Below are 486 nucleotides of genomic sequence, written 5' to 3' on the forward strand. Positions count from 1 at the left end.
GTCGTCAGCTCGTGTTGTGAAATGTTGGGTTAAGTCCCGCAACGAGCGCAACCCTTATCCTTTGTTGCCAGCGGTTCGGCCGGGAACTCAAAGGAGACTGCCAGTGATAAACTGGAGGAAGGTGGGGATGACGTCAAGTCATCATGGCCCTTACGAGTAGGGCTACACACGTGCTACAATGGCATATACAAAGAGAAGCGACCTCGCGAGAGCAAGCGGACCTCATAAAGTATGTCGTAGTCCGGATTGGAGTCTGCAACTCGACTCCATGAAGTCGGAATCGCTAGTAATCGTAGATCAGAATGCTACGGTGAATACGTTCCCGGGCCTTGTACACACCGCCCGTCACACCATGGGAGTGGGTTGCAAAAGAAGTAGGTAGCTTAACCTTCGGGAGGGCGCTTACCACTTTGTGATTCATGACTGGGGTGAAGTCGTAACAAGGTAACCGTAGGGGAACCTGCGGTTGGATCACCTCCTTACCTT

At 52.3% G+C, this 486-nt stretch carries 1 rRNA gene; it reads left to right on the forward strand.

Features of this window, described 5'->3' with window-relative positions:
• Positions 1-482 (forward strand): 16S ribosomal RNA (locus tag IMQ48_RS17260); the annotation flags it as partial.
• Positions 483-486: the final 4 nt, after the last annotated feature.

Source organism: Citrobacter sp. Res13-Sevr-PEB04-36 (assembly GCF_015672735.1).
Taxonomy (GTDB): Bacteria; Pseudomonadota; Gammaproteobacteria; order Enterobacterales; family Enterobacteriaceae; genus Citrobacter.